At 64.6% G+C, this 24,590-nt stretch carries 24 protein-coding genes; 10 read left to right on the top strand and 14 right to left on the bottom strand.

Translation table 11 applies throughout. From position 1 onward, the window contains the following. Positions 1-17: 17 nt before the first annotated feature. The 10 genes from BLT98_RS11055 to BLT98_RS11010 are packed head-to-tail and all read left to right on the top strand — an operon-like array spanning position 18 to position 8,713. On the top strand, positions 18-1,715 hold the full coding sequence (locus BLT98_RS11055; RefSeq protein WP_092608652.1) for a GspE/PulE family protein: 1,698 nt from the start codon (positions 18-20) through the stop codon (positions 1,713-1,715). After that, positions 1,702-2,490, top strand: a complete 789-nt coding sequence (locus BLT98_RS11050; RefSeq protein ID WP_139179217.1) for a hypothetical protein — start codon at positions 1,702-1,704, stop codon at positions 2,488-2,490. Before BLT98_RS11055 ends, BLT98_RS11050 begins: the two co-directional genes overlap by 14 nt. After that, on the top strand, positions 2,481-3,023 hold the full coding sequence (locus BLT98_RS11045) for a hypothetical protein (RefSeq protein WP_092607663.1): 543 nt from the start codon (positions 2,481-2,483) through the stop codon (positions 3,021-3,023). The genes BLT98_RS11050 and BLT98_RS11045 overlap by 10 nt, the downstream gene beginning before the upstream one ends. Continuing rightward, entirely contained in the window at positions 3,011-3,631 is a 621-nt protein-coding gene (pilO, locus tag BLT98_RS11040; protein WP_092607661.1) for a type 4a pilus biogenesis protein PilO, read from the top strand. Before BLT98_RS11045 ends, pilO begins: the two co-directional genes overlap by 13 nt. After that, a complete protein-coding gene (locus BLT98_RS11035) occupies positions 3,628-4,164 on the top strand; it encodes a hypothetical protein (protein ID WP_092607657.1) in 537 nt (178 codons plus the stop codon). The genes pilO and BLT98_RS11035 overlap by 4 nt, the downstream gene beginning before the upstream one ends. 17 nt (positions 4,165-4,181) lie before the next feature. After that, positions 4,182-6,065 (top strand): secretin and TonB N-terminal domain-containing protein, encoded by a 1,884-nt coding sequence (locus BLT98_RS11030; protein ID WP_092607654.1) that lies wholly within the window; start codon positions 4,182-4,184, stop codon positions 6,063-6,065. Next, positions 6,062-6,532 (top strand): type II secretion system protein, encoded by a 471-nt coding sequence (locus tag BLT98_RS11025; protein WP_280141190.1) that lies wholly within the window; start codon positions 6,062-6,064, stop codon positions 6,530-6,532. The genes BLT98_RS11030 and BLT98_RS11025 overlap by 4 nt, the downstream gene beginning before the upstream one ends. Before the next feature lie 5 nt (positions 6,533-6,537). Then, positions 6,538-6,921, top strand: coding sequence for a type II secretion system protein (locus tag BLT98_RS11020; RefSeq protein ID WP_092608646.1), 384 nt, complete (start codon positions 6,538-6,540; stop codon positions 6,919-6,921). Next, entirely contained in the window at positions 6,908-7,444 is a 537-nt protein-coding gene (locus BLT98_RS11015) for a type II secretion system protein (protein WP_244517464.1), read from the top strand. Before BLT98_RS11020 ends, BLT98_RS11015 begins: the two co-directional genes overlap by 14 nt. Positions 7,445-7,489: 45 nt before the next feature. Further along, on the top strand, positions 7,490-8,713 hold the full coding sequence (locus BLT98_RS11010) for a M24 family metallopeptidase (protein ID WP_092607648.1): 1,224 nt from the start codon (positions 7,490-7,492) through the stop codon (positions 8,711-8,713). Positions 8,714-8,776: 63 nt separating this feature from the next. Here the strand turns inward: BLT98_RS11010 and BLT98_RS11005 are convergent, their stop codons facing one another. The 14 genes from BLT98_RS11005 to paaH form a co-directional block, all read right to left on the bottom strand. After that, positions 8,777-10,351, bottom strand: coding sequence for a methyl-accepting chemotaxis protein (locus BLT98_RS11005; protein WP_092607645.1), 1,575 nt, complete (start codon positions 10,349-10,351; stop codon positions 8,777-8,779). Positions 10,352-10,416: 65 nt separating this feature from the next. Next, complete coding sequence (locus BLT98_RS11000) at positions 10,417-10,824, bottom strand: type 2 periplasmic-binding domain-containing protein (RefSeq protein WP_092607642.1); 408 nt, start codon at positions 10,822-10,824, stop codon at positions 10,417-10,419. 10 nt (positions 10,825-10,834) lie between these two features. Further along, positions 10,835-12,097 (bottom strand): hypothetical protein, encoded by a 1,263-nt coding sequence (locus BLT98_RS10995; RefSeq protein WP_092607639.1) that lies wholly within the window; start codon positions 12,095-12,097, stop codon positions 10,835-10,837. A gap of 405 nt (positions 12,098-12,502) precedes the next feature. Further along, positions 12,503-14,554 (bottom strand): phenylacetic acid degradation bifunctional protein PaaZ, encoded by a 2,052-nt coding sequence (paaZ, locus tag BLT98_RS10990; RefSeq protein ID WP_092607636.1) that lies wholly within the window; start codon positions 14,552-14,554, stop codon positions 12,503-12,505. A gap of 32 nt (positions 14,555-14,586) precedes the next feature. After that, positions 14,587-15,201: a phenylacetic acid degradation protein PaaY gene (gene paaY, locus BLT98_RS10985; protein ID WP_092607633.1), complete on the bottom strand. Its 615-nt coding sequence runs from the start codon at positions 15,199-15,201 to the stop codon at positions 14,587-14,589. A 90-nt stretch (positions 15,202-15,291) separates the two neighbouring features. Further along, the gene (locus BLT98_RS10980) at positions 15,292-16,017 is read right to left on the bottom strand and encodes an ABC transporter ATP-binding protein (RefSeq protein WP_244517463.1); all 726 of its coding nucleotides are present in this window, start codon (positions 16,015-16,017) and stop codon (positions 15,292-15,294) included. 5 nt (positions 16,018-16,022) lie between these two features. After that, complete coding sequence (locus BLT98_RS10975; protein ID WP_034780381.1) at positions 16,023-16,778, bottom strand: ABC transporter ATP-binding protein; 756 nt, start codon at positions 16,776-16,778, stop codon at positions 16,023-16,025. A 1-nt stretch (position 16,779) separates the two neighbouring features. Next, positions 16,780-17,784 carry a branched-chain amino acid ABC transporter permease gene (locus tag BLT98_RS10970; protein ID WP_092607627.1) on the bottom strand — a complete coding sequence of 335 codons (1,005 nt, stop codon included), beginning with the start codon at positions 17,782-17,784 and terminating at the stop codon, positions 16,780-16,782. Further along, positions 17,781-18,659 (bottom strand): branched-chain amino acid ABC transporter permease, encoded by an 879-nt coding sequence (locus BLT98_RS10965; RefSeq protein WP_034780386.1) that lies wholly within the window; start codon positions 18,657-18,659, stop codon positions 17,781-17,783. Before BLT98_RS10965 ends, BLT98_RS10970 begins: the two co-directional genes overlap by 4 nt. Before the next feature lie 72 nt (positions 18,660-18,731). Then, positions 18,732-19,883, bottom strand: coding sequence for an ABC transporter substrate-binding protein (locus BLT98_RS10960; RefSeq protein ID WP_034780388.1), 1,152 nt, complete (start codon positions 19,881-19,883; stop codon positions 18,732-18,734). Between the two features lie 73 nt (positions 19,884-19,956). After that, positions 19,957-21,162 (bottom strand): 3-oxoadipyl-CoA thiolase, encoded by a 1,206-nt coding sequence (gene pcaF, locus BLT98_RS10955; RefSeq protein WP_092607624.1) that lies wholly within the window; start codon positions 21,160-21,162, stop codon positions 19,957-19,959. A 26-nt stretch (positions 21,163-21,188) separates the two neighbouring features. Next, on the bottom strand, positions 21,189-22,517 hold the full coding sequence (gene paaK, locus BLT98_RS10950; RefSeq protein ID WP_092607621.1) for a phenylacetate--CoA ligase PaaK: 1,329 nt from the start codon (positions 22,515-22,517) through the stop codon (positions 21,189-21,191). A 68-nt stretch (positions 22,518-22,585) separates the two neighbouring features. After that, positions 22,586-23,032, bottom strand: a complete 447-nt coding sequence (gene paaI, locus BLT98_RS10945) for a hydroxyphenylacetyl-CoA thioesterase PaaI (RefSeq protein WP_092607618.1) — start codon at positions 23,030-23,032, stop codon at positions 22,586-22,588. Beyond that, a complete protein-coding gene (gene paaH / locus BLT98_RS10940) occupies positions 23,022-24,590 on the bottom strand; it encodes a 3-hydroxyacyl-CoA dehydrogenase PaaH (protein ID WP_092607614.1) in 1,569 nt (522 codons plus the stop codon). Before paaH ends, paaI begins: the two co-directional genes overlap by 11 nt.

Genomic DNA, 24,590 nt, shown 5'->3' with positions numbered 1-24,590 from the left:
ACCATGTGGTGCCTGCCATGAACGCGCGCGACGAAGAACGGGCCGTGCTTGATGCTGCCATGCTGCGCCGGGCCCACGCCAGCGCGCTGGAACAGGGCCGCCCGCGGATGGCCGTGCTGCAGGAAACGGCGGCCTTGCCGCCCGAAGTCTTTTTGCGCCAGCTGGCCGCCCTGTTTCGCTACCCGGCCTGGACGATGGCCGAGCTGCAAGCCGCCTTGCCCGCCTTTGCCCTGCTGCCCTACACGGATTGCGCCCAGCGCGACTGCGTGCTGCTGCAGCCGGGCGTGCCCGGCGCGCCGCCCGTGCTCGTCATCGGCAACCCGTTTGCGGAAGACCTGCTGCAGTGGGCCGACTTCGCCCTGTCCACGCCCTTCACGGTGGCGCTGGCGCACCCGGACGACCTGGCCGCCTATCTGCTGCAGCAGGAAAGCGTGCAGCAGGCGATGCAGGAAATGCAGCACGGGGATGACGTGCCGGGCCTGGACCAGAGCATCGAGGATATCTCGCTGATCCGCATCAGCGAGGACAGCAGTCCGGTGGTGAAACTGGTGAACTCCACCATCTACGATGCCCTGAAATTCCAGGCCAGCGACATCCACCTCGAATGCGACGTGGCCAGCCTGGTCATCAAATACCGCGTCGACGGCGTGCTGGTACAGGCGGGCCAGGTACAGGGACTGGCGATGGCCGAGCAGATCATCTCGCGCATCAAGGTCATGGCCGATCTCGACATCGCCGAGCGCCGCATCCCGCAGGACGGCCGCTTCAAGGTGCGCGTGAAAGGGGCGGAGATCGATTTTCGCGTCTCCATCATGCCGAATATCTTTGGCGAGGACGCCGTGCTGCGCCTGCTGGACCGGCGCGCGCTGACGGAAGCGGCGCAGGCGCTGCGCCTGGAAAGCCTGGGCCTGAACGAGGACGCCATCGAGCAGATACGCCGCCTGGCCGCCAAGCCGCACGGCATGCTGCTGGTGACCGGGCCCACGGGTTCCGGCAAGACCACCACCCTGTATGCGGCCATCACGGAAATCAATACGGGGCGCGACAAGATCGTCACCATCGAAGACCCCGTCGAATACCGCTTGCCGCGCGTGCTGCAGATCCCCGTCAATGAAAAGAAGGGGCTGACGTTCGCGCGCGGCCTGCGCTCCATCCTGCGCCACGATCCCGACAAGATCATGATCGGCGAAATCCGCGACGACGAGACGGCGCAGATCGCCGTGCAGGCCGCGCTCACGGGCCACCTGGTGTTTACCACCGTGCACGCGAACAACGTCTTTGATGTGGTGGGGCGCTTCCTGCACATGGGCGTCGACGCCTACAGCTTTGCGGCGGCCCTGAACGGCATCGTGGCGCAGCGCCTGCTGCGCCTCAATTGCGCCCATTGTGCCGTCGATGCCAGCGCCGAGGTGCTGGCCGATGCGCAGCAGCTACGCGACAGCGGCCTGGCCCTGCACCAGGTGCAGGACTGGCAATTCATGGCCGGCAAGGGCTGCGGCCACTGCCGCGGCACCGGCTACAAGGGCCGCAAGGCCGTCGCCGAAGTGCTGATGCTCAGCGACGCCATGCGCGAAATGATCTGCACGCGGGCGCCCTTGAGCCAGATGAAGGAAGAAGCGGCGCGCAACGGCTTTCGCCTGGCGCGTGAAGCGGGTCTGGACCTGGTGCGGCGCGGCGAAACCACTTTAGCGGAGCTCAATCGTGTCACTTATTGAACGCCTTACCCGCGCCACCCTGTGCCTGCACCTGGCGCCGCACGGATTGGACGGCGTGCTGCGCCGCGCCGGCCGTCCCGTGCCCGACAGCGCCTTCCACCTGCCCATTGCGAACCCCGACGCCAGCTGGGAAGTGGCGCTGGCCGCCCTGCGCGGCTGGCTCGAACAGCACAATGAAAAAAAACTGCCGCTGGCCGTCAGCCTGGCCAGCCGCTGGTGCGCCATGCTGATGGTGCCGTGGAGCGGCGCCCTGCTCGACCGGAGCAGCGCGCAGCGCTTCCTGCATAGCCAGTTCGCTGCCGTCTACGGCGATGGCGCGCGCGCCTGGCGCCTGGCTGCCGACGATGCGCCCTATGGCAAGCCACGCCTGGCCTGCGGCATCGATGCGGCCCTGCTGCAAGGCGTGCAGGATGCGGCGGCCGCGCATGGACGGCGCTGCCTGTCCCTCGAACCCATCGTCGGGCCGGCCTGGCGCAGCATCGCCGGCAGCAAACCTGCCGCCTTCGCCCTGGTGGAAGCGGGACGGCTGCTGCTGGCAACGACGGGCGGCGGGCGCATCACGGGCCTGCATAGCCAGTCCTGCGGCGCCGCCTGGGGCGACGAACTGGATCGGGCGTGGCGGCGCTGGAACTTGCGCGCACCACAGCTGGACGCGATCGAACACGTGGCGCTGCTCGACTTGAGCGGCATGCCGCAGGACGAGCTGCCGGCGCGCTTCCAGTCCCTTCCCGTGGCCGGCGCCGCCCACCTGATGCGGGAGGCAGCATGGGCCTGAGCCGCCTGGAATTGCTGGCGCCCGGCGCAGTGCAGACGTTCAAGGGCTGGCGCCTGGCCCTGTGCCTGGCGGGCGGCTTGCTGCTGCTGCCGGCCGCCGTGTACTGGCTGGTGCAGGCACAGGAAACGCGGCGCCTGGAAGCGCAGCTGGCGCAGCTGCAGCCCGCGCGCCCGATGCGCGCGCCCTTGTCCGCCAGCCAGCAGCGCGAACGCGACATCGAACTGAAACAGGTGGCCGCCGCCGTGCGCCAGCTTAACCTGCCCGTCACGCGCCTGGTCAAGACGGTGCAGGCGCCACGCGATGTGCGCGTGGCCTTGCTGGGGCTGGACCTGAACGCGCAGCAGGGACAGGATGGCGCCAGCGTCCTGAAGATCGCCGCCGAGGCGGAAACGCCGCAGGACATGCTCAACTACCTGGCCTTCCTGAACCAGCAGCCCATGTTCAGCTCCGTGTACCTGCTCAAGCATGAAATGAACGCAAACGCCCCCGAACACCCTTACCGTTTTCAGCTGGAGGCGCAATGGCGGCAATAAAACCCGTATTCAAAGCCAGCACGCCCGTGGCCCGCGCACGCCTGCAGCTGCGCATGCCGCCGCGCCTGGCGTGGGAAGCGCAACGTTTGTGGCGCACCCTCGGCTGGCCCAGCGCCCTCGGCGCGGCCTGCCTGGCGCTGGCCGCTTTCGCCATGCAGCAGGGCGATGCGCTGGCCGCACGCCAGCAGCAATTGGCGGCGCAACTGGCCGCTGCTGCCAGACAGTCGGCGCTGCCGCCTGCACCCATCACGCTCGATGCCGATGCGGACAGCCTGGCCGCCTTTCACGCCTACCTGCCCGCGCATGACAGCATTCCCGACCAATTGAAGGCCTTGCTGGAAGTGGCGCAAAAGAGCGGCGTCACCCTGGCCAAGGCCGACTACAAGCCGCAGGAAGACGGCAACACGGCCTTCCTGCGCTACCAGATCACGCTGCCCGTCAAAGCCGAATACGCGCAGCTGCAGACCTTTATCGTCGATGCCCTGCAGGCGCTGCCCACCCTGACGCTCGACTCCGTGCTCTTCAAGCGCGAGCAGATCGAGGCGGGCGAGATCGACGCGCGCATCCAGTTCATCCTGCTGGTGAAAAAGGCGGAGGTGCGCCGATGAAAAAAGCCGTACTGGGAGGCGCCGCCGTGGCGACCTTGCTGGCCGCCCTCTTCGCGCCCGAGGATGAAGGCAGCATCGTGGGACCGGCCACGGCCACCACGCGCCAGGTGGAGCGGGTGGCGCCAGCCCCCCTCGCCGCAGCCGCCGTTCCGCAAACCCATCGTGCGCTGGCCATCGAACCGCGCCGGGGGCTCGATGACGACGAGGCAGCGACCCTGTTCGCCAAGCAGAGCTGGCAGCCGGAGACGCCGAAGAAGATCATGCTCGACCAGCAGGCAGCCCAGGCGGCACTACCCGCAGCCCGCGTGGATGCGAACGCGCCGCCACCGCTGCCATTTCAATTCCTGGGCCGCTTTGTCGACGAAGGCAAGGCCGCCTACTTCCTGCAGGCGGGCGAACGCAACGTGGTGGCGCGCCCCGGCGACACGCTCGAAGAGCGCTACCGCTTCGACGGCGTGGTGCAGGGTTCTCTGCAATTTACCTATCTGCCGCTTAACCTGAAACAGACACTCGCCGTAGGGGACCTCAATTGAAACGACGCGCCGCACATATGTCTCGTACTATCCTCACCCTGCTGCCGGTGCTGTCCCTGCTGGCCGCCTGCGCCGGCAACCAGGCCTATAACGATGGCCAGGCCATGCTGGGCGCGGGCCGCACGGAACAGGGGCTGGCCCTGCTGGAACAGGCGGCTCAGGCCGAGCCGACCAACGCCAAGTACCGCATCGCCGTCACGAATGGCAGGATGCGCGCGCTGAACAAGCTGAATGGCGCTGCGGAAGCGCTGCGCCAGCAGGGCAAGCTGCCCGAAGCGCAGGCGCTGTACCAGCAGGCGCTCGCGCTGGACGCCAGCAACGACGTGGCGCAGCGGGGCCTGGCCGGCGTGGCACAGGATGAACGGCACCGCAAGCTGGTGCAGGAAGCGCAGGCCAGCTACCAGCGCGGCGGTGAAGCGAATATCGCGCAGGCGCAGGAATCCCTGCGCCAGGTGCTGCAGGAGCGCCCCGCACAGCGCGAGGCGCTGGCCCTGAAAAGCCGCATCGGCGAGGCGCAATCCAAAAGCCTGCCGGCCGGCGGCAAGCTGGCGGCCGCCTACAGGAAACCAGTCACCCTGGAATTTCGCGACGCGCCGCTGCGTTCCGTGTTCGATTTCATCAGCAAGGTGTCGGGCCTGAACTTCGTCTTCGACAAGGAAGTCGATCCCGCCCTGCGCGCCACCATTTCCGTGCGCGACACCAGCATCGAAGAGGCGATTGCCATGCTGCTGGGCGCCAACCAGCTGGAACAAAGCGTCACCAGCGACAAGTCGATCACGATCTACCCGAACACGCCGCAAAAGGTGAAGGATTACCAGCAGCTCGTGGTACGCACCTTCTTCCTCGCCAATGCCGACGTCAAGACGGTGGCGTTCTCCATCAAGACCCTGCTCAAGGCGAAGGACGTCGTCACCGACGAGCGACTGGGCATCATCATGCTGCGCGATACGCCGGAAATGGTGCGCATGGCCGAACGCATCATCAACGTGCAAGACCTTGCCGACCCGGAAGTGATGCTGGAAGTGGAGGTGCTGGAAGTCAAGCGCACGCGCCTGATGGAACTGGGCGTGCGCTGGCCGGACCAGGCCAGTCTGACACTGGCCGGCGTCGCAGGTAGCACGGGAGGACTCGGCGGCCTGAAGGTGGCGGACCTGCACCGCATCAATGGCGACAATATCAACCTGGGCATCGGCGGTGTCACCCTGAACGCCAACAAGACGGACAGCGACAGCAATATCCTGGCCAATCCGCGCATCCGCGTGCGCAACAAGGAAAAGGCGAAGATCCTCATCGGCGACCGCGTGCCCGTCATTACCGTCACGACGAATAACGGCGTCAGTTCCGACAGCGTCAACTACATCGACGTGGGTTTGAAGCTCGACGTCGAACCGAACGTCTACCTGGACGACGAAGTGGCCATCAAGATCAACCTGGAAGTGTCGAACGTCGTCAAGGAAGTGATCAGCAAGACGGGCACGCAGGCTTACCAGATCGGCACGCGCAGCGCTTCCACGGTGCTGCGCCTGAAGGATGGCGAGACGCAGGTGCTGGCAGGCCTGATCAGCGATGAAGACCGGGGCACGGCTAACAAGGTGCCGGGCGTGGGCGAGCTGCCCGTGCTGAACCGCCTGTTCGGCAGCCAGAAGGACGACGCCATGCGCAGCGAGATCGTGCTGTCGATCACGCCGCGCCTGCTGCGCAGCATCCGCCGCCCGGACCTGACGACGGCCGAATTCAATTCCGGCACCGAGACATCGGTGGGCGGCCGCGCCAGCGTGGGCGGCTCCCCCGAGGCTATCGCCACGCCAGAACAGGCCGCGCCGCGCACCGGCTCGCCCATGACGGGTGGCGACGAAGCGCCTGCCGCCGGCGACAAGGCCACTGTCAAGGGTGGCCAGTGAAAGAGCGGGGCTTTACCTTCATCGAGCTGATGATCACCCTGGCCATCATGGCGACCCTGGCCACGGTGGCCGTGCCGATGGCGCAGGTGGCCTTGCAACGGGCGAAGGAACAGCAATTGCGCAGCGCCCTGATCGAGATGCGCGAGGCCATCGATGCCTACAAGCGCGCTTCGGACAATGGCCGCATCAAGCTGTCGCTGGGAGGATCTGGCTATCCGAAAAAACTCGAGGAACTGGTCGAGGGGGTGCCCGATCAGCGCAGCGTCTCGAAGCAGAACATCTATTTTTTGCGCCGTCTGCCACGCGACCCGTTCCAGCCCGGGGAAGAAGGCAGCGCCGCCGACAGCTGGAGCAAGCGCGCCTATGCCTCGCCGCCCGACAATCCCAGCGAAGGCGAGGACGTGTTCGACGTCGCCTCGCGCTCGACCAAGGTGGGCCTGAACGGCGTGCCGCTCAATCAATGGTGAACTTGATGCCCGCTTCTATCTCACGCCGCGGCTTTACTTTGGTCGAACTGCTGGTGGTGCTGGCGATCATCTCGCTGCTGCTGACGATCGCCATTCCCCGCTATTTCGGTTCCGTGGAAAAATCGAAGGAGGTCGCGCTGAAGGAAAACCTGCAAGTGCTCAGGAGCGGCCTGGATAAATACTATGCCGACAAGGGCGAGTATCCAGCCGCCCTGGAGGACCTCGTGACCCACCATTACTTCCGCAGCGTGCCGCTGGATCCCGTCACGGATTCCGCCTCCACCTGGCAATTGATCCCTTCGCCCAATGGCGAGATCGGCGGCGTGGCGGACGTGCGCAGCGGCGCCAAGGGCAAGACGCGCGAGGGCATCCCCTTTGAGCAGCTCTGATTTTCAACGCCGCGCACGGGGCTTCGCGTATATCTGGACCCTGATGCTGGTGGCCTTCATGGGCGTGGGCCTGGTGCTGGCCAGCGAACTGTTTGCCACGGCCGCGCGGCGCGACAAGGAGCGCGAGCTGCTGTTCATCGGCCATGAATTCCGCAACGCGCTGGGCCGCTACTACGACAGCACGCCGGGCGACGGGCGGCCCCGCTATCCCTTGACCTTGCAGGAACTGCTGCGCGACCCGCGCTTTGCCAACGCCCGGCGGCACTTGCGCCGCCTGTATGCGGACCCTGTCACGGGCAAGGCGGAATGGGGAGTGCTGCGGCAGGAGGGACGCATCGTCGGCATCCATTCGCTGTCGCCACAGCTCCCTATCAAGCAGGACAATTTTCTCGACGAAGACGCCAGCCTGCGCCGCAAGCAGCGCTACGCGGATTGGCACTTCACGTATCCGCACGACCTGGTGCTGGCCCCGCCCGATGCCGCCGGCGGCGCGCCCGGACTCAAGCCGAAAGGCGCAAACTGATATCATGCCCGCATTCCATATTCAGCATCGAGCAAAGGAGCAGGCATGAGCATAGGTGGCACTTCCATCGAACAGGCATTGGCATCGCTGTCGGACATGACGGGCGGCATGGTCGCCATCGGCAAGGACGAACATGCGCAACGCATCGCCAGGGCGCAGGCATTCATGCGCAAACAGGGCATCGCCGCGGTCTACCTGAACGCGGGCGCCAATCTCACCTATTTCACTGGCACCAAATGGTATGCCAGCGAACGCATGGTGGGCGCCATCCTGCCGGCCAGCGGAGAGATCGAATACATCGCCCCCGCCTTCGAGGAAAGCACCTTGCAAGGCTTCATGCTCATCGAAGGCAAGGTCAATTGCTGGGAAGAGCATGAAAGCCCGTACCAGCTGTTCGTCGACGTGCTGGCGCGCATGGGGATAGCTCAGGATGAAGCTGCGCCGCCGCGCGTGGGCATCTGCGAAAGCGCCGCCTTCTTCATCTACGACGGCATCAAGCCGCTGGCTCCCGGCTACGCGCTGGAAAATGCGCGCGCCGTCACCGCGTACTGCCGCAGCCGCAAGTCACCGGCGGAAATCGCCCTGATGCAGCGCGTAATGGACATGACCCTGGCCGTGCACGTGGCCACGGCCAGCATGCTGTACGAAGGTATCACGACGGTGGAAGTGGAAGAATTCATCCAGCGCGCGCACCGCAAGGTGGGCGCGCCCCGCTCGTATTTTTGCATCGTGCTGTTCGGCGAAGCGACGGCCTACCCGCATGGCGTCAACTACGTACAAACCTTGAAATCGGGCGACACGGTGCTGATCGATACGGGCTGCCAGGTGATGAACTACATCTCCGACATCACGCGCACCTATGTGTTTGGCGCCATCAGCGAGCGCCAGCGCTCCGTATGGAACAGCGAAAAGGCGGCGCAGGCCGCCGCATTCGCGGCCGCGCAGCTGGGCGTGCCCTGCGGCGACGTGGATCGCGCCGCGCGCGTCTCGCTGGAGGCGGATGGCTTCGGCCCCGGCTACAAGCTGCCCGGCCTGCCGCACCGCACGGGCCACGGCATCGGCCTCGATATCCACGAGTGGCCTTACCTGGTGGGCAATGACACGACGCCGCTGGACGTGGGCATGTGCTTCTCGAACGAGCCGATGATCTGCATCCCCGGCGAATTCGGCATCCGCCATGAAGACCATTTCTACATGACGGATGACGGTCCGCGCTGGTTCACGCAGCCGGCGCACAGCATCGACGATCCGTTCGGTCTGCAGGCATAGTCCAGGTGTTGGATGACGCTGTGCTAATCCAACCTGCGCCATGCCATGCAGGTCAAGCTGGTATCACCGCAATGCCAGGCAGGTCGGATCAGCGCCCTGCGCGTAATCCGACACAGCGCTTCCCTGCGCCAGCTTGAACACGGCCAGCGCCGTGCCCAGCTGCACGGCCTGTTCCTGCAGCGATTCGGCGGCCGCCGACGCTTCCTCCACCAGCGCGGAGTTTTGCTGCGTCATCTGGTCCATGCTGCCGATGGCCACGCCGATATCGCCGATGCCGGCGCTTTGCGCCTGGCTGGCGGTACTGATCTCGGCCATGATGTCGGCCACCTTTTTCACGGAGTCGACGATCTGGCCCATGGTCAGACCCGCCTCGTCGACCAGCTTCGAGCCGACATTCACCTTGGCCACCGAATCGCCGATCAATTGCTTGATTTCCCGCGCCGCTGCCGCGCTGCGCTGCGCCAGGTTGCGCACTTCGGACGCCACCACGGCAAATCCCCTGCCCTGCTCGCCCGCGCGCGCCGCTTCCACGGCCGCATTTAAGGCCAGGATATTCGTCTGGAAGGCGATGCCGTCGATGACGCCGATGATGTCGACGATGCGCTTGGACGAATCGTTGATCTCGCCCATGGTGGTGACTACCTGGCTGACCACCTGCCCGCCCTTCACGGCAACCGAAGATGCCGACACCACCAGTTCATGCGCCTGGCCCGCGTTGGCGGCGTTGTCGCGCACGGTGGAGGTCAGGCTGTCCATGCTGCGCGCCGTCTGATCCAGGCTGCCCGCCTGCGATTCCGTGCGCGCGGCCAGGTCCGCATTGCCCTGGGCGATTTCGGCACTGGCCACCTGGATGGTTTCGGCCGAAGCCTTGATACCGGACACCATGCCGGCCAGCCGGCCGCGCATCTCCTTCAATGCCGCCAGCAGACTGGCCTGGTCGCCCGCCTCGGTGGCGATCTCCATCGACAGGTCGCCATCGGCCACGGCGCGCGCGATCTGGCGCGCATATTCGGGTTCGCCGCCCAGCTGCTGCCAGATGGCGCGCACGACGAAATGCGACACGGCCACCAGGCAGACGATGACGGCCAGCGCCACGGCGATGCTGGTATTGAGCGCATTGCGCACATTGGCCGCACTGCGTTCGATGCCCTGTTTGAATTGCAATTGCGCCTGTTCGTTGGTCTTTGCCAGGTCCGTATTGAGTACCGCCAGCGCACCCTGCATGCGCGCCACGGTCGCTTGCGGGTCGCCCTCTTCCATTTCCAGCATGATGCGCGCCGCACTCAGGGCCGGCGCATAGTAGGCATCGAATTCCCTGGCCAGGCGCAGGCCCTGCTCGCGCTGGCCAGGGATCGCCGCGAAGTCGCCCAGCCTGGCGCGCAGCTTGACTGCCTGGCCGCCGACTTGCCCGATACGCTCCTTGTCGCCTTCACTGACGGCATCGCGCAGGGCATCGCCGACGGCGGCCACGTCGAGGGTCAGCGACTTGGCCATGTCAAGCACGGGATAGTCGGCACTTTCCGTGGCGTGGATGGAATTGAGCGTGGCCGTGGACAGGTAGGCGCTGACGGCCAGCCCCAGCCCGAAAATCACGGCCGAGACGACAGGCAGCGCCCATATCTTGCGTTTGATGCTCATTGCTGTCTCCTGATGTTATCTCGTGCAAAAGACGGCATGCGTCGCCGCATGCCGTCATGGCGGCCTTATGGCGTCGTCAGCACCACTTTGACGGTGCCGTCGACGGCACTCTTCTCGATATAGCCGATGGCTTTCGGATCGGCGGCCACAGCCTTCTTCACGTCGGCGCTATTGGCCACTTCCTTCGGCAAGGTCGCCTTGCCAGTGAAAACCAGCTTGGACCACAGGGCCTTCGCCTGCGACGGCTCCTTGTCCGTCACCTTCTTGTAGAACTCCGCGCGTACGGGGGCGCTTTCCGGCTGGTCGACCGGCGTCATGGCCGTCGATTTACCGAGGAAGAATTGCGCCACCTGTTCGTTCGTCATGGCGCCGGCGGCGCTCTTCGGATTGACCACCACGACCACTTCGGCCATGGCGGGAACAGCGGTCGACAGCGCCAGCAAGGCAGTCACATTCAAGATCAATGGTTTCATGCGGCGCTCCTTAGAAAACGAAATCGATGGCGGCGGCAGCCACCGTGACGGGGCCATGGAAACCCGGCTTGGCTTGCACGAACAGGCCCGGGCCATTCTTCGGCTTGATGCGGTCGATCTGCACTTTCAGCGCGGCCGAACGGTGGAAGTCCCAGCGCACGCCGATGCTGTCCGTCGATTGCTCCAGCTGATTGCGCATGTACGCGAGGGTGTCGACGCCGGCCGACAGGGCGCGCAAGGTCGGCGTGCAGGCGGCTGGATAACCGGCAGGACAGGATGCGGGCACGGTGTTGTTCACGCGGCCATCGGCCTTCAGGCTGGCGTGGCTGTAGTACGGCAGGAAGGCGCCGATGCGGTAGCCGCCCATCACGTACCACGAGGTGCTGTCGCTGACATAGCTGTCCGTCTTGCGCTTCGCATATTCGGACTGCACCAGCACATTGTTCCAGTCCAGGCCCAGGCCCACGGACGTAAACGATGCCTTCTTGTCCTTGACTTCCAGCGCATCGGCCAGGGCGCCCAACTGGGCGATCCTGTAGCCGCTGCCGGCCGCGCGCAAGCTGCCCATCAAGGTATTCAGGCTGGGCGAATCGTTGATCGTCAGCTTGGTCTCGGCCCGGCCGAAACGCACGGTGACGGGACCATGTTCGGCCACCACGTTAAGGGCGACGATGGACTTGCCTTCCACCTGCACGGTCGAATCAGGCCCCGTGGCCAGGGTGGCCTTGGTGCGGCCCAGCGCCAGCTGCGTGGTGATGCTGGTGTCGCCCGCGCTGAACTGGTAGGTGCCATCGATGCCATCGATGCTGTTCAGGGGAACCTGCGAATACATTTCGCCGGGCGGACGCAGCATGGTGTTGGCATAGCCGACGTTACGGTAATCGGAAATCATGAAGACAGGCAGGCCCATGCGGCCGACGCGCACGCTGAAGCTGTCCGATACCTTGGCCTTGGCAAAGGCCCATGCCAGTTCGGCGCCAAAATCGTCTTCGCCATCCTTGCGCGCCAGCCCTTGCACGGTGGCCGACAGCCAGGGATTGACGGTGACATTGGCCTGCAAGCCCAGGTTGGAATCGACGCCCGTGCGGGCGGTGCGGCCTGCGCCGGCAGCCTGGTTCGGACGCGCGAACTGCGCGCTGTCGGTATCGGCCATGGTCATGGCGGCGGTGCCGTAACCGCTGATCTTGACCGCGGGACCAGGGGCCTCTTCGGCATAGGCATGGCTGATGGCCAGGGGCATGGCCAGCAGGAAAATCAGGACGTGTTTATTCATAGTAATTAAATACCCGTAGCGGTGAACGTTAATCGTGGAATGGGACTCGCGGTCGATGGCTCACCGGCCGTAAAAGGCCGGGTCCGTTTTTTTCGCGCCGCCATCGCCTTGGGCGTCCATGGCGGCGTGACCAGTGAGTAAAACCATGCTACAGAGAAAAGGTTTTACGTTGGAAAGTTTTCTTGAGGCAATGAGCGAATTCGCCCATTTCCATGAAAAAAGCACGCGTTCTAGAGGGGTTTATCTAAATAGCACGCCGTGCAAAACCACACTTAGGCTATATTTTTCATACACTTATGGATAATTCAAGACGAAAAGAATCCGCATAAAAAAAAGCGCCGCCCGCGCGAAGATCGCGGGCGGCGCCGTTCAAACCAATCCTGCCAGAGACGCTTACTCTCGGACTTACTCGCGCTTCGACACCAGGGTCAGAATGTCGTAGCTGGCCACCAGTTCCTCGTTCTGGTTCGTCACCTGCACGTCCCACGCGACCACGCCCTGGCCCACGCCGAACACGTCCTTGCGGTTGCGGTCGACCTTGCGCTTGCACGTCAGGCGGGCGCGGATGGTGTCGCCAATCGCCACCGGCGCGACGAAGCGCAGGTTGTCCAGGCCATAGTTGGCCAGCACGGGACCGACGCCTGGCGAGACGAACAGGCCGGCGGCGGCGGACAGCACAAAGTAGCCGTGGGCGATGCGCTTGCCGAACTGCGATTCCTTGGCCGCGATTTCATCGAAGTGCATGTAGAAGAAGTCGCCCGAAATGCCGCCGAAGGCGACGATGTCCGCTTCGCTGACGGTGCGGCGGTGCGTGAGCAGCGAGTCGCCCGTCTTCAAGTCCTCGAAGTGCTTGCGGAACGGGTGGATCGGGCTTTCATTGACGTCCGCGCCGCGCACGTATTCGCCGGTGATGGCCGCCAGCATGGTCGGCGAGCCTTGCACGGCCGCCCGTTGCAGGTAGTGGCGCACGGCGCGCACGCCGCCCAGCTCTTCGCCGCCGCCCGCGCGGCCAGGGCCGCCGTGCTTCAGTTGCGGCAGCGGCGAGCCATGGCCCGTCGAATCGACGGACGCCACGCGCTCGAGCACGTGCACGCGGCCATGCGTGGCCGCCACTTGCGGCACCACGCGCGCGGCGATCTTCGGATCGCGCGTCACCAGGGTGCTCACCAGGCTGCCCTTGCCGCGCGCGGCCAGGGCCAGCGCTTCATCGATGTCCTTATAACCCATCATGGTGCTGACGGGGCCGAACGCTTCCACGTCATGCACGGCATCGTTGCCGAAGGCGTCACGGCACAGCAGCAGGGTCGGCGAGAAGAAGCTGCCGTCAAGGGCACCATCGCCCAAAGGACTAAAACCGTCGGCCGCGCCGAACACCACTTCATTACCCTGCGACAGGGCGGCGACCCGTTCGGCCACGTCGTTCTGCTGTTCCTTTGACGCCAGGGCGCCCATGCGCACGCCCTCGATGGACGGATCGCCCACCACCACCTTGGCCAGGCGTTCGCGCAGGCGCGTGCCGACGGCGTCCATCAGGTGCTCGGGCACGATGATGCGGCGGATGGCCGTGCACTTCTGGCCCGATTTTCCCGTCATCTCGCGCACGACTTCCTTGACGAACAGGTCGAATTCCACGTCGTCTGGCGTGACGTCCGGCGCCAGGATGGCGCAATTGAGCGAATCGGCTTCGCCGTTGAAGGGCACGGACTGGGCGATCAGGTTCGGATTCGTGCGCAGCTTGGCGGCCGTGGCGGCCGATCCCGTGAATGTCACGAAATCCTGGCCATTCAGGCGGTCCAGCAAGTCGCCCGTGGAACCGATCACCAGCTGCAAACTGCCGGCCGGCAGCAAGCCCGATTCATGCATCATGCGCACGACGGCCTGCGTCAGGTAACTGGTCGCCGTGGCCGGCTTGGCGATGCAGGGCATGGCCGCCAGGAAGCTGGGCGCGAATTTTTCCAGCAAACCCCAGATGGGGAAATTGAAGGCGTTGATGTGCACGGCCAGGCCGCCGCGCGGCACCAGGATGTGCGTGCCGGCGAAACCGCCTTTCTTGCCCAGCGCGATGGCCGGGCCTTCGTGCAGCACGTTCGACGACGGCAACTCGTGGCTGCCCATGCTGGCGTAGGCGAACAGGGTACCCGTGCCGCCTTCAATATCGACCCAGCTGTCGGCACGCGTGGCGCCCGACAGGTGCGAAATCGCATACAGTTCTTCCTTGCGCTCGACCAGGTACAGGGCCAGCGCCTTCAGGCGCGCGGCGCGCTGCTGGAAGTCCAGCGCCATCAGGCCCGGCACGCCCGTCTTGCGGGCATACGTGACGGCTTCGTCGAAGTCGATCTTTTCCGCATGCGTGTGATAGATGACGCGGTTGTTCAAGGCGCTGTGCAAGGGCACGGCAGCGCTTTCGCCCAGCCAGCGGTCGGCGATCAGGCTTTGCAGGGTGGATATATGAGCCATGTGGTTTACTCCTATGTTGGTTTACTGCGTGCTTACTGCGCTGCTGCGTTCTTGTGCAAATGCAGCGGCAAGGCGGATTCGAAATTCAGGCGCTGGCGGCCGGCCTCGACTTCCGTCAGGGCCTCCACCTCGCGCATCGTCTGCATGGAACGCACGGCCAGTTCGTGATATTGGCCCGTGCCCGAGCTTTTCCATTTGATTTCATCGTCGGTCAGCGCGCGGATCATCTTGGCCGGTGTGCCCACCACCATGCTGCGCGGCGCGACGATCATGCCCGCCTTCACAAAACTCATGGCCGCGACGATGGATTCCTCGCCGATGACGGCGTTATCCATCACCACGGCGTTCATGCCGACGAGCGCATTGCGGCCGATGCGGCAGCCATGCAGCACGGCACCATGGCCGACATGGCCGTCGACTTCGACCACCGTGTCGCAGCCGGGGAAGCCGTGCATGACGCAGGTGTCCTGCAGGTTCGCGCCCTCCTCCAGGATCAGGCGGCCGAAGTCGCCGCGGATCGAGGCCAGCGGACCGATATAGCAGCGCGGACCGATGATCACGTCACCGATCAGCACGGCCGATGGGTGCACATAGGCGCTGGGGTGGACGACGGGGGTGACGCCGTTGATTTCGTAGACTTTGACCATGTTGCGCTCCTATTCATCTTTCGTGCCACGCACGTTATTACTAGACGCAGCGGAAAACTGGGGTCAGACCCCAGCCCTCCGCTGCTGTCCTCACATCCCCAGATAAGCGCTCTGTACCTGCTCGTTATGCAGCAATTCAGGCCCCGGACCGGACAGCGTGATGGCGCCCGTCTCGATCACATAGCCCACGTCGGCGATCGACAGGGCGGCGTGCGCGTTCTGCTCGACGAGGAAGATGGTGATGCCCTGGTCGCGCAGCTCGGCCACGATACGGAATATCTCCGCGATCAGGAGCGGTGCCAGGCCCATGCTCGGCTCATCGAGCAGCAGCAGTTGCGGGCGGCCCATCAGCGCGCGCGCCATGGCCAGCATCTGCTGCTGTCCGCCGGATAACGTCCCGGCCAGCAGCAAGCGCTTTTCCTTCAGGATCGGGAACAGGCCGTACATGCGCTCCATGTCACCGGCCACGTCCTGCGGTGGGCGCGTAAAAGCCCCCAGGCGCAGGTTGTCTTCCACCGTCATGGGGCCGAACACTTGCCGCCCTTCCGGCACCTGGCAGATGCCGGCGCGCACGCGCCTGTCGGCGCTCATGCGGCTGACGTCCTGGCCGGCGAAGGCGATGCTGCCGGCGCTGATCGGCTGCACGCCGGAGATCGCCCGCAGCAGCGTCGTCTTGCTGGCGCCATTCGCGCCCACCAGCGCCACCAGCTGGCCCTGACGCACTTGCAGGTCGATGCCGTGCAAGGCCTGGATGCGGCCGTAATGACTGGTCAGGCCGGCGATATCGAGCACCAGCGAAGTCTGAGGTTTTTCCATTGTCATCATGCCGCCACCCCCAGATACGCCGCCACCACGTCGGGATTTGCGCGCACTTCGGCGGCGGTCCCTTCGGCCAGCTTCTTGCCATAGTCGAGCACCAGGATATGGTCCGACAGATTCATCACCAGTTTCATGTCATGCTCGACCAGCACCACCGTCACGCCCGATTGCGCCACCTTGCGGATCAAGGTTTCGATCTCGCCCGTTTCCGTGTGGTTCAGGCCCGCGGCCGGTTCATCGAGCAGCAGCACTTTCGGCTTGGCCGCCAGCGCGCGGGCAATTTCCAGGCGCTTCAAGGCGCCATACGACATCTGTCCTGCCTCGTCATCGATATGCCGGCCCACGCCGACGAATTCCATCAGGCCCGCCGCCTCGTCGCGGCAAGCCGCATCCGCGCGGCGCACGGACGGCAAACGCAGCATGGAAGCGAACAGATTCTGGTTCAGGCGCAAATGCGCGCCCACCATCACATTGTCGATGGCCGTCATGTTCATGCACACTTGCAGGTTCTGGAAGGTGCGGCTCATGCCGCGCCGCGCCAGCGCATCGGGCGGCATGGCGGCCACGTTCTCGCCATTGAGCAGGATTTCGCCCTTGCTCGGCGTGTAGACGCCCGTGATCAGATTGAACAGGGTGGTCTTGCCGGCGCCATTGGGCCCGATCACGGAGTGGATATTACCCTCCTTGACGGTAAAGCTCACATCCTGCACCGCGTGCACGCCGCCGAAGCTCTTGCTCAGATTGTTAATCGTCAACATCTCATACCTCCTGCGCCGGTGGTTTTGCCGCGCCTTCGGGGGCTTTGGGTGCCTGCGGCACTCCTGCCCGTTTGCGTGACCGGCTGGCCAAGCTGGGCACGAGGCCTTTCGGCATGAAGATCATGGTGGCCATCAGGATCACGCCAAACACCACCGTTTCCCAGCCTTCAAAACTGGACAGCAGCTGCGGCAGGATCGTCAGCAGGGCCGCGCCGATGATGGAACCGAAGATCGACGCCATGCCGCCCACCACCACCATCGTCACCAGCTCGATCGAGTGGAAGAAGCCCGCCAGGTTGGGCGTGATGAAACCGATGTAATGGGCACTGATGCTGCCCGCGATGCTGGCAATGACGGCCGACAGCACGAACACGCGTACCTTGAAGCGGGTCGTATCGACGCCGACCACGCGGGCCGCCACTTCCGAACCGTGGATGGCCTGCAGCGCGCGGCCGACAGGTGAATCGATCAGGTTCAGGGCCAGCCACGTCACCAGCAACAGCAGCACGGCGCACAGGATGTACCACGATTTTTCGCCGGCGATTTCCAGCCCGGCGACCGAGAAGGCGGACACGCCGATGCCGTCAGGGCCGCCCGTCCACTGCGTCTCGTTGTTGATAACGATGGAAATGATGATGCCCAGGCCCAGGGTCGCCATGGCCAGGGTGTGGCCCTTGAGTTTCAGCACGGGACGCGCCAGCAGCAGGGCCAGCAAGCCCGTGGCAACCGCTCCTGCGGCCAGCGCGGCCAGCGGCGGCCAGCTGTAGTGGGTGGTCAGCACGGCAGACGCATACGCGCCCAGGCCGTAGAAACCGGCGTGGCCCAGGCTGATCTGGCCCGTATAGCCCATCAGCAGGTTCAGGCCGATGACAACGATGGCGTTCAGGGCAATGCGAATCGCCACGTCATAATAGAACGCATTGGTGAGGAACAGGGGCAGGATGGCCAGCACCAGGGCCAGCAACAACAGGCCACCGTGGCGTGAGCGGGCAAAGAAACTCTTCATACACGCTCCGAATTTTTAGCGCCAAACAAGCCTTGCGGCAGGAAGAACAGGATCAATAAAATCAGCACAAAGGGGACGGCATCTTTATAAGCCGACGAGATGTAGCCGGCCGTCATGGCTTCGGCGATGCCGAGGATCAGGCCACCGGCAATCGCGCCCGCGCCACCGCCCAGGCCACCGAGGACGGCGGCGACAAAGCCTTTCAGGCCCAGCATGATGCCCGCGTCGTAAGACGTATACGTGATCGGTGCAACGAGGATGCCGCCGGCAGCGCCCAGCAGGGCCGACAGGCCGAACGAGAACAGCAGCACCTTGCGCGTGTTGATGCCCACCAGTTGCGCGGCCAGCTTGTTGTGGGAGGTGGCCAGCATGGCCTTGCCCATCAGCGTGCGGCCGAAGAACCAGCCCAGCACCAGCACGATGACGACGGTGACGCCCAGCACCCACAGGCTTTGCGGCAGCAGGCTGGCGCCCAGGAATTCGATCGGCGCGTCGCCGGAAAACGCGGGCAGCGAATGCGTGTCCTTGCCCAGCCAGATTTGCACCAGGCCGCGCAGCACGAGCGAGGCGCCAATGGTGATGATCAGGAGCGTGATGACCTGTGCATTTTGCGCCGGTTCGATCACGGTTTTTTCCATCAGCAGGCCAACGATACCGGTGGCGATGACGGCCAGGATGATGGCCAGCGGCAGCGGCACGCCGGCGGCCGACATCACGGCAGCCAGCATCCCGCCCAGCATGATGAATTCGCCCTGGGCGAAATTGATCACGCCGCTGGTGTTGTAGATGATGGTGAAGCCCAGCGCCGCCAGCGCGTAGGCGGAACCGACCGTCATCCCGGAATACAGAAATTGTAGAAATTGTGCGACTTCCATGGTGTCTCCATTATGTTCGGCTATGCGCGGACCGCCTTCGAGGGTGGCCCGCGCAGGTACTTCTGGCTTACATCATTTCGACAATTGCCATTCGCCGTTCTTCACTTCGACCATGCGGAAAGCCGACAGATCCAGGCCCATGTGGTCTTTGGCCGACATGTTGAAGACGCCGGTGGTGCCGACAAAACCCTTGGTCGACTCCAGCGCCGCACGCACTTTGTCGCGGTCCGTGCCGCCGGCGCGCTTGATGGCGTCGACCGACAGGTTCAGGGCGTCGAGCGCATAGCCGCCAAAGGTCGATGGGTCGATCTTGTAGCGGTCCTTATACGTCTTGTCGTAGCCGACGACGATCGCCTTTTGCGCGTCGCTGTCCGGCAGCATGGCGCCGATTAGGAGGGCTGGCGTCGGAAGGCGCACGCCTTCGGCGGCCTTGCCCGACAGTTTCAGGTATTCGTCGGACGCCACGCCATGCGACTGGTACAGCGGCAGCGCGGCCATCCCCAGCTGGCCATAGTTCTTGGTCACGACCGCCGGGCCCTGGCCCAGGCCGAAGACGAAGACGGCTTGCACGCCAGCAGTATTCTTGATGCGCGTGAGCTGCGCCGTGATGTCCGTGTCTTTCGGGCCGTAGGTTTCATCGGCCACCAGCGTGATGCCGTATTTCGAGGCGACGATTTGCGATTCCTTGCGGCCCGAAGCGCCAAAGCCGCTCGTTTCCGACAGCAGGCCCACCTTGCTGATACCGCGCTTCTTCATGTCCTCGAACACCTTCTCTGCCGCCATGCGATCCGTATGCGGCGTCTTGAACACCCATTTCTTGACCGGGTCGATGATGACCACGGCGCCCGCCAGCGAGATGAACGGCATGCTGGCGCGCTCCACCAGCGGCGCCATCGCCATCGTCGCGCCGGTGGTGGTGCCGCCGATCAGTACATCGACCTTGTCGGACTCGATCAGGCGCTTGGTAAAACCGTTGGCCTTGGCGGCATCGCTGCCGTCATCGTAATGCACAAGTTCCAGCTTGCGTCCCAGGACGCCGCCGGCCGCGTTGATCTTCTCGATATACAGCTGCAGGGTTTTCAGTTCCGGGTCGCCCAGGAAGGCGGCAGGCCCCGTGACGGACAGCACGGAACCGATCTTGATGTTATCGGCCGCATACGCGCCCACGGCGGACATGGCCAGCACGCCGGCGATCAGGGTTTTCTTGAAGATATTGGCAATCATTGTGGTCTCCACCAGGTTGGCACTACGGTCAAATTGGGTGGTGCTATCTTGCACCTTGTTTTATATACTGCTTTTATACGCGTTCAATAACGACGGCAATACCCTGCCCCACGCCGATGCACATGGTGCACAGCGCATAGCGCCCGCCCGTGCGTTCCAGCTGGTTCAGGGCCGCCATCACCAGGCGCGCGCCCGATGCGCCCAGCGGGTGGCCGATGGCGATCGCACCGCCATTCGGATTTACGTGGGCCGCATCGTCCGCCAGCCCCAGGTCGCGCGTCACCGCCAGTGCCTGCGCCGCAAACGCTTCATTGAGTTCGATCACGTCCATCTGCTCGATGCTCAATCCCGTTTGCGCCAGCACCTTGCGCGACGCGGGCGAAGGACCGAAACCCATGATGCGCGGCGCCAGGCCGGCCGTGGCCATGCCCAGCACTTTTGCGCGCGGCGTCAGTTTGTATTTATCGACGGCGGCGGCGGACGCCAGCAGGATGGCGCAGGCGCCATCGTTCAAGCCCGAGGCATTGCCGGCCGTGACCGTGCCGTCCGGCTTGACCACGCCCTTGAGCTTTGCCAGCATGTCCAGCGAGGTATCGGGACGCGGATGTTCATCCATCGTCACCATTTTCGGCTCGCCTTTTTTTTGCGGCACGGCGACGGGCACGATTTCGCGCTCGAACACGCCTGCCGCGTGGGCGGCCGCCCAGCGCTGCTGGCTGCGCAGGGCCAGCGCATCCTGGTCGGCGCGGCTGATGCCAAATTCCACGGCCACGTTTTCCGCCGTTTCCGGCATGGTGTCGATGCCGTACTGCGCCTTCATCTTGCCGTTCACAAAACGCCAGCCCAGGGTCGTGTCTTCGATTTTCGCCGCGCGCGAAAACGCGCTGTCGGCCTTGCCCATCACGAAAGGCGCGCGCGTCATGCTTTCCACGCCACCGGCGATGATCAGTTCCGCCTCGCCCGCCTTGATGGAACGGGCAGCCATGCCGACGGCATCCAGGCTGGAGCCGCACAGGCGGTTGATGGTATTGGCGGGCACTGCCGCCGGCAAGCCGGCCAGCAGCGCAGCCATGCGGCCCACGTTGCGATTGTCCTCGCCCGCCTGATTGGCGCAGCCGTAGAACACGTCGTCGATGGCGGCCCAGTCGACGGACGGGTTGCGGGCGATCAGCGCGGCAATCGGCAGCGCACCCAGGTCGTCCGCGCGCACGCTGGACAGCGCGCCGCCATAGCGGCCAAACGGGGTGCGTACGGCGTCACAGATAAAAGCGTCATTCATGTCTGGTTCCTTGTTCGGGCGGGCTATCAGGAAAAAATCTTCGGGCGCTGGTCAACCACGCGGCGGGCCTTGCCCGTCAGGGTGCGTTCGATGCCGGCGGCGGCCACGAGGCGCACGCGCGTGCTCACGCCCACGTGTGTCTTGATGCGGTGTTCCAGCTCGCGCGCCAGCGCGTCCGTTTCACTGGCCGAGATGGCGGCAGTGAGGTCGATACGCAGCTCGGCCACCACTTCCAGCTTGTCGAGGTGGCCGTCCCGCGTGACCACCAATTGATACTGTGGCGCCAGCTTCGGCATTTTGAGGATCAGCTCTTCGATCTGCGTGGGGAAGACGTTCACGCCGCGGATGATCAGCATGTCGTCCGAGCGGCCCGTAATCTTGCCGATGCGGCGCATCGAGCGCGATGTCGGCGGCAGCAAGCGGGTCAGGTCGCGCGTGCGGTAGCGGATGATGGGCAGCGCTTCCTTCGACAGCGAGGTAAACACCAGCTCGCCCTCTTCGCCGTCCGGCAGCACCTCGCCCGTTTCCGGATCGATGATTTCCGGGTAAAAATGGTCTTCCCAGATGACGGGACCGTCCTTGCTTTCGATGCATTCGGATGCCACGCCAGGGCCCATCACTTCGGACAGGCCGTAGATGTCGACGGCGTCGATGCCGGCACGCGCCTCGATTTCCGAGCGCATGGCGTCCGTCCACGGCTCGGCGCCGAAGATGCCCACCTTCAGCGACGATTCGGCCGGGTCCAGACCCTGGCGCGTGAATTCCTCGATGATGTTGAGCATGTACGAAGGCGTAACCATGATGATCGACGGCTTGAAATCCTGGATCAGTTGCACCTGCTTTTCCGTCTGCCCGCCGGACATCGGAATGACCGTGCAGCCCAGGCGCTCGGCGCCGTAATGCGCGCCCAGGCCGCCCGTGAACAGGCCATAGCCGTAGGAGATATGCACCATGTCGCCAGCGCGGCCGCCGCCGGCGCGGATCGAGCGCGCCACCACGTTGGCCCAGGTATCGATGTCGTTCTGCGTGTAGCCGACCACCGTGGCCTTGCCCGTGGTGCCGCTGGACGCGTGGATGCGCACCACTTGCTCGCGCGGCACGGCGAACAGGCCAAACGGGTAATTGTCGCGCAAGACCTTTTTATCGGTGAACGGGAATTTGGCCAGATCGGACAGGGATTTGAGGTCGTCCGGATGCACGCCCGCTTCGTCAAAAGCAGCGCGGTAATGGGGCACGTTGTCATACGCGTGCTTGAGCGTCCATTTCATGCGTTCGAGCTGCAGCGCCTGCAGTTCATCCTTGCTGGCGCGCTCGATCGGCTCGAGGTCATTCGGTGCTGGGGTTCTCTGGACCATCTCTGTCTCCTGATTCGGTTCTATAACTATGTAATTCGTTCCGGCAGTTCAAGCCTGCTCTCGTACCTTCAATTGCTGATGACTTCACCCGCCACGCGAATCGACTTGCCACGGAAGAGCGCGATGGCGCGCCCGTCCTGGTTGCTGACCTTGACGTCGTAGACGCCGCTCTTGCCGGCCAGCGCCTGCTCGACGGCGTGCGCCGTCAGCACGTCGCCTTCGCGGCCCGGCGCCAGGTAATCGATGGTGCAGCCGGCTCCCACGGTGTTCATGTTGTAGCTGTTGCAGGCAAAGGCGAAGGCGCTGTCGGCCAGGGCAAAGATAAAACCGCCATGGCAGGTCTGGTGGCCATTGAGCATGTCGGCGCGCACCGTCATGGTCATGCGCGCATGGCCCGGTCCCACTTCGGCCAAGGCGATGCCCATGGCGGCGGTGGCGTTATCGCGCGACAGCATGGAGGCAGCGGCCGCTTCCGCCAGGGCTTGTGCGGTCATGTTGTGGTCTTCATTCGGCATGAAAGCGATCTCCATTGGCAAGTTTACGGCGCAGCAGCTGCGAGACCCGGTAGCGGTCTTCGCCATAGCCTTGCGCCAGGTGGTGCAGCACCGACACGATGTGCTGGACGCCGACGGCATCGGCCCAGGCCAGCGGTCCACGCGGGTAGTTGACGCCCTTCTGCATGGCGATATCGACGGCGGCCACCGTGCACACGCCCTGGTTGACGGCGTCGGCCGCCTCGTTGGCCAGCATGGCGACAGTGCGCATGACGGCCAGGCCAGGCACGTCGTCCAGGCGCGTGACGATGAAACCGGCCGCCTGGAACAGGCCGACGACAGCCGCATAGGCGGCGTCGCTGCACTGGTCGGCACGGGCCACGGCAATGCGCCTGGCACCGGCGTAATCGAGCGCCAGGTCGAACAGCACCGTGTCCGGATGCTGGTTGTCGTGCGCGCGCTGGGTGGCGCTGCGGCCATCGGTCAGGTAAATCGCGGCGCCATGGCAATGCAGGGCCGGCGCCTCGTCGTGCGCCTGGCCTTCCTGCGTCACGCGGCGGCTGACGGTGATGCCCGCCTGCTCCAGCCGCTGCACCAGGCTGTGGATGATGCCGCTGTGGCCACGGCCATCGCCACCGATGGCGGCCGACAGGGCGACGAATTCTGGCTTGGCCTGTGCACCTTCCGCCTGCGCCACGGGGGCAACGGCGCCTTCGCCATACAGGTAAAAACCGCGGCCCGATTTGCGGCCGAGGAAACCGGCGTTGACCATTTCCTGCTGCAGCACGGACGGCGTGAAACGCGGATCGTTGAAATAGGCGCCGAACACGGATTGCGTGACGGAGAAATTCACGTCGTGGCCGATCAGGTCCATCAGCTCGAATGGCCCCATGCGGAAACCGCCCGCTTCGCGCAGCACGGCGTCGATGGTGGCGGCGTCGCCCGCCTGTTCGTTCAGCAGGCGCCAGCCTTCCGCATAGAAGGGACGGGCGACACGGTTGACGATGAAGCCGGGCGTCGATTTTGCATGCACGGGGTTCTTGCCCCAGGCAATCGACGTGTCATACACGGTGGCGGCCACTTGCTCGCTGGTGGCCAGGCCACTGATCACTTCGACCAGCGCCATCAGGGGTACGGGATTAAAGAAATGCATGCCGACCAGGCGTTCCGGGCGGCGCAGCTTGGCGGCGATGGCCGTGACGGAAATCGACGACGTATTCGTCGCCAGGATGCAGTCGTCGCCGACCAGCGCTTCCAGTTCCGCGAACAGACCGCGCTTGACGTCGAGGTTTTCCACGATGGCTTCCACCACCAGGGATGCATCGCTCACATCGGCCAGGCTGCCGGCCGCCTGCAGGCGCGCCGTGGCGGCTGCCGCATCGTCGGCCGTCATGCGGCCCTTCTCGGCCAGCTTCACATACATCTTGCCGATATCGGCCAGCGCCTTGCTGACGGCTTCTGCGCGCGTGTCGTACAGTTTTACGCGGTAGCCGGCTGCGGCGGCCACCTGCGCGATGCCGGCGCCCATGGCGCCGCTGCCGATGACGGCGACGATACTGTTGTTGTCCAAAGCTGCCAT

The sequence above is a fragment of the Janthinobacterium sp. YR213 genome (genome assembly GCF_900099875.1).
GTDB classification, from domain to species: Bacteria; Pseudomonadota; Gammaproteobacteria; order Burkholderiales; family Burkholderiaceae_D; genus Janthinobacterium; species Janthinobacterium lividum.
The sequence above is the reverse complement of the archived record's forward strand: the minus strand, read 5'-3'. Positions and strand labels throughout refer to the sequence as shown.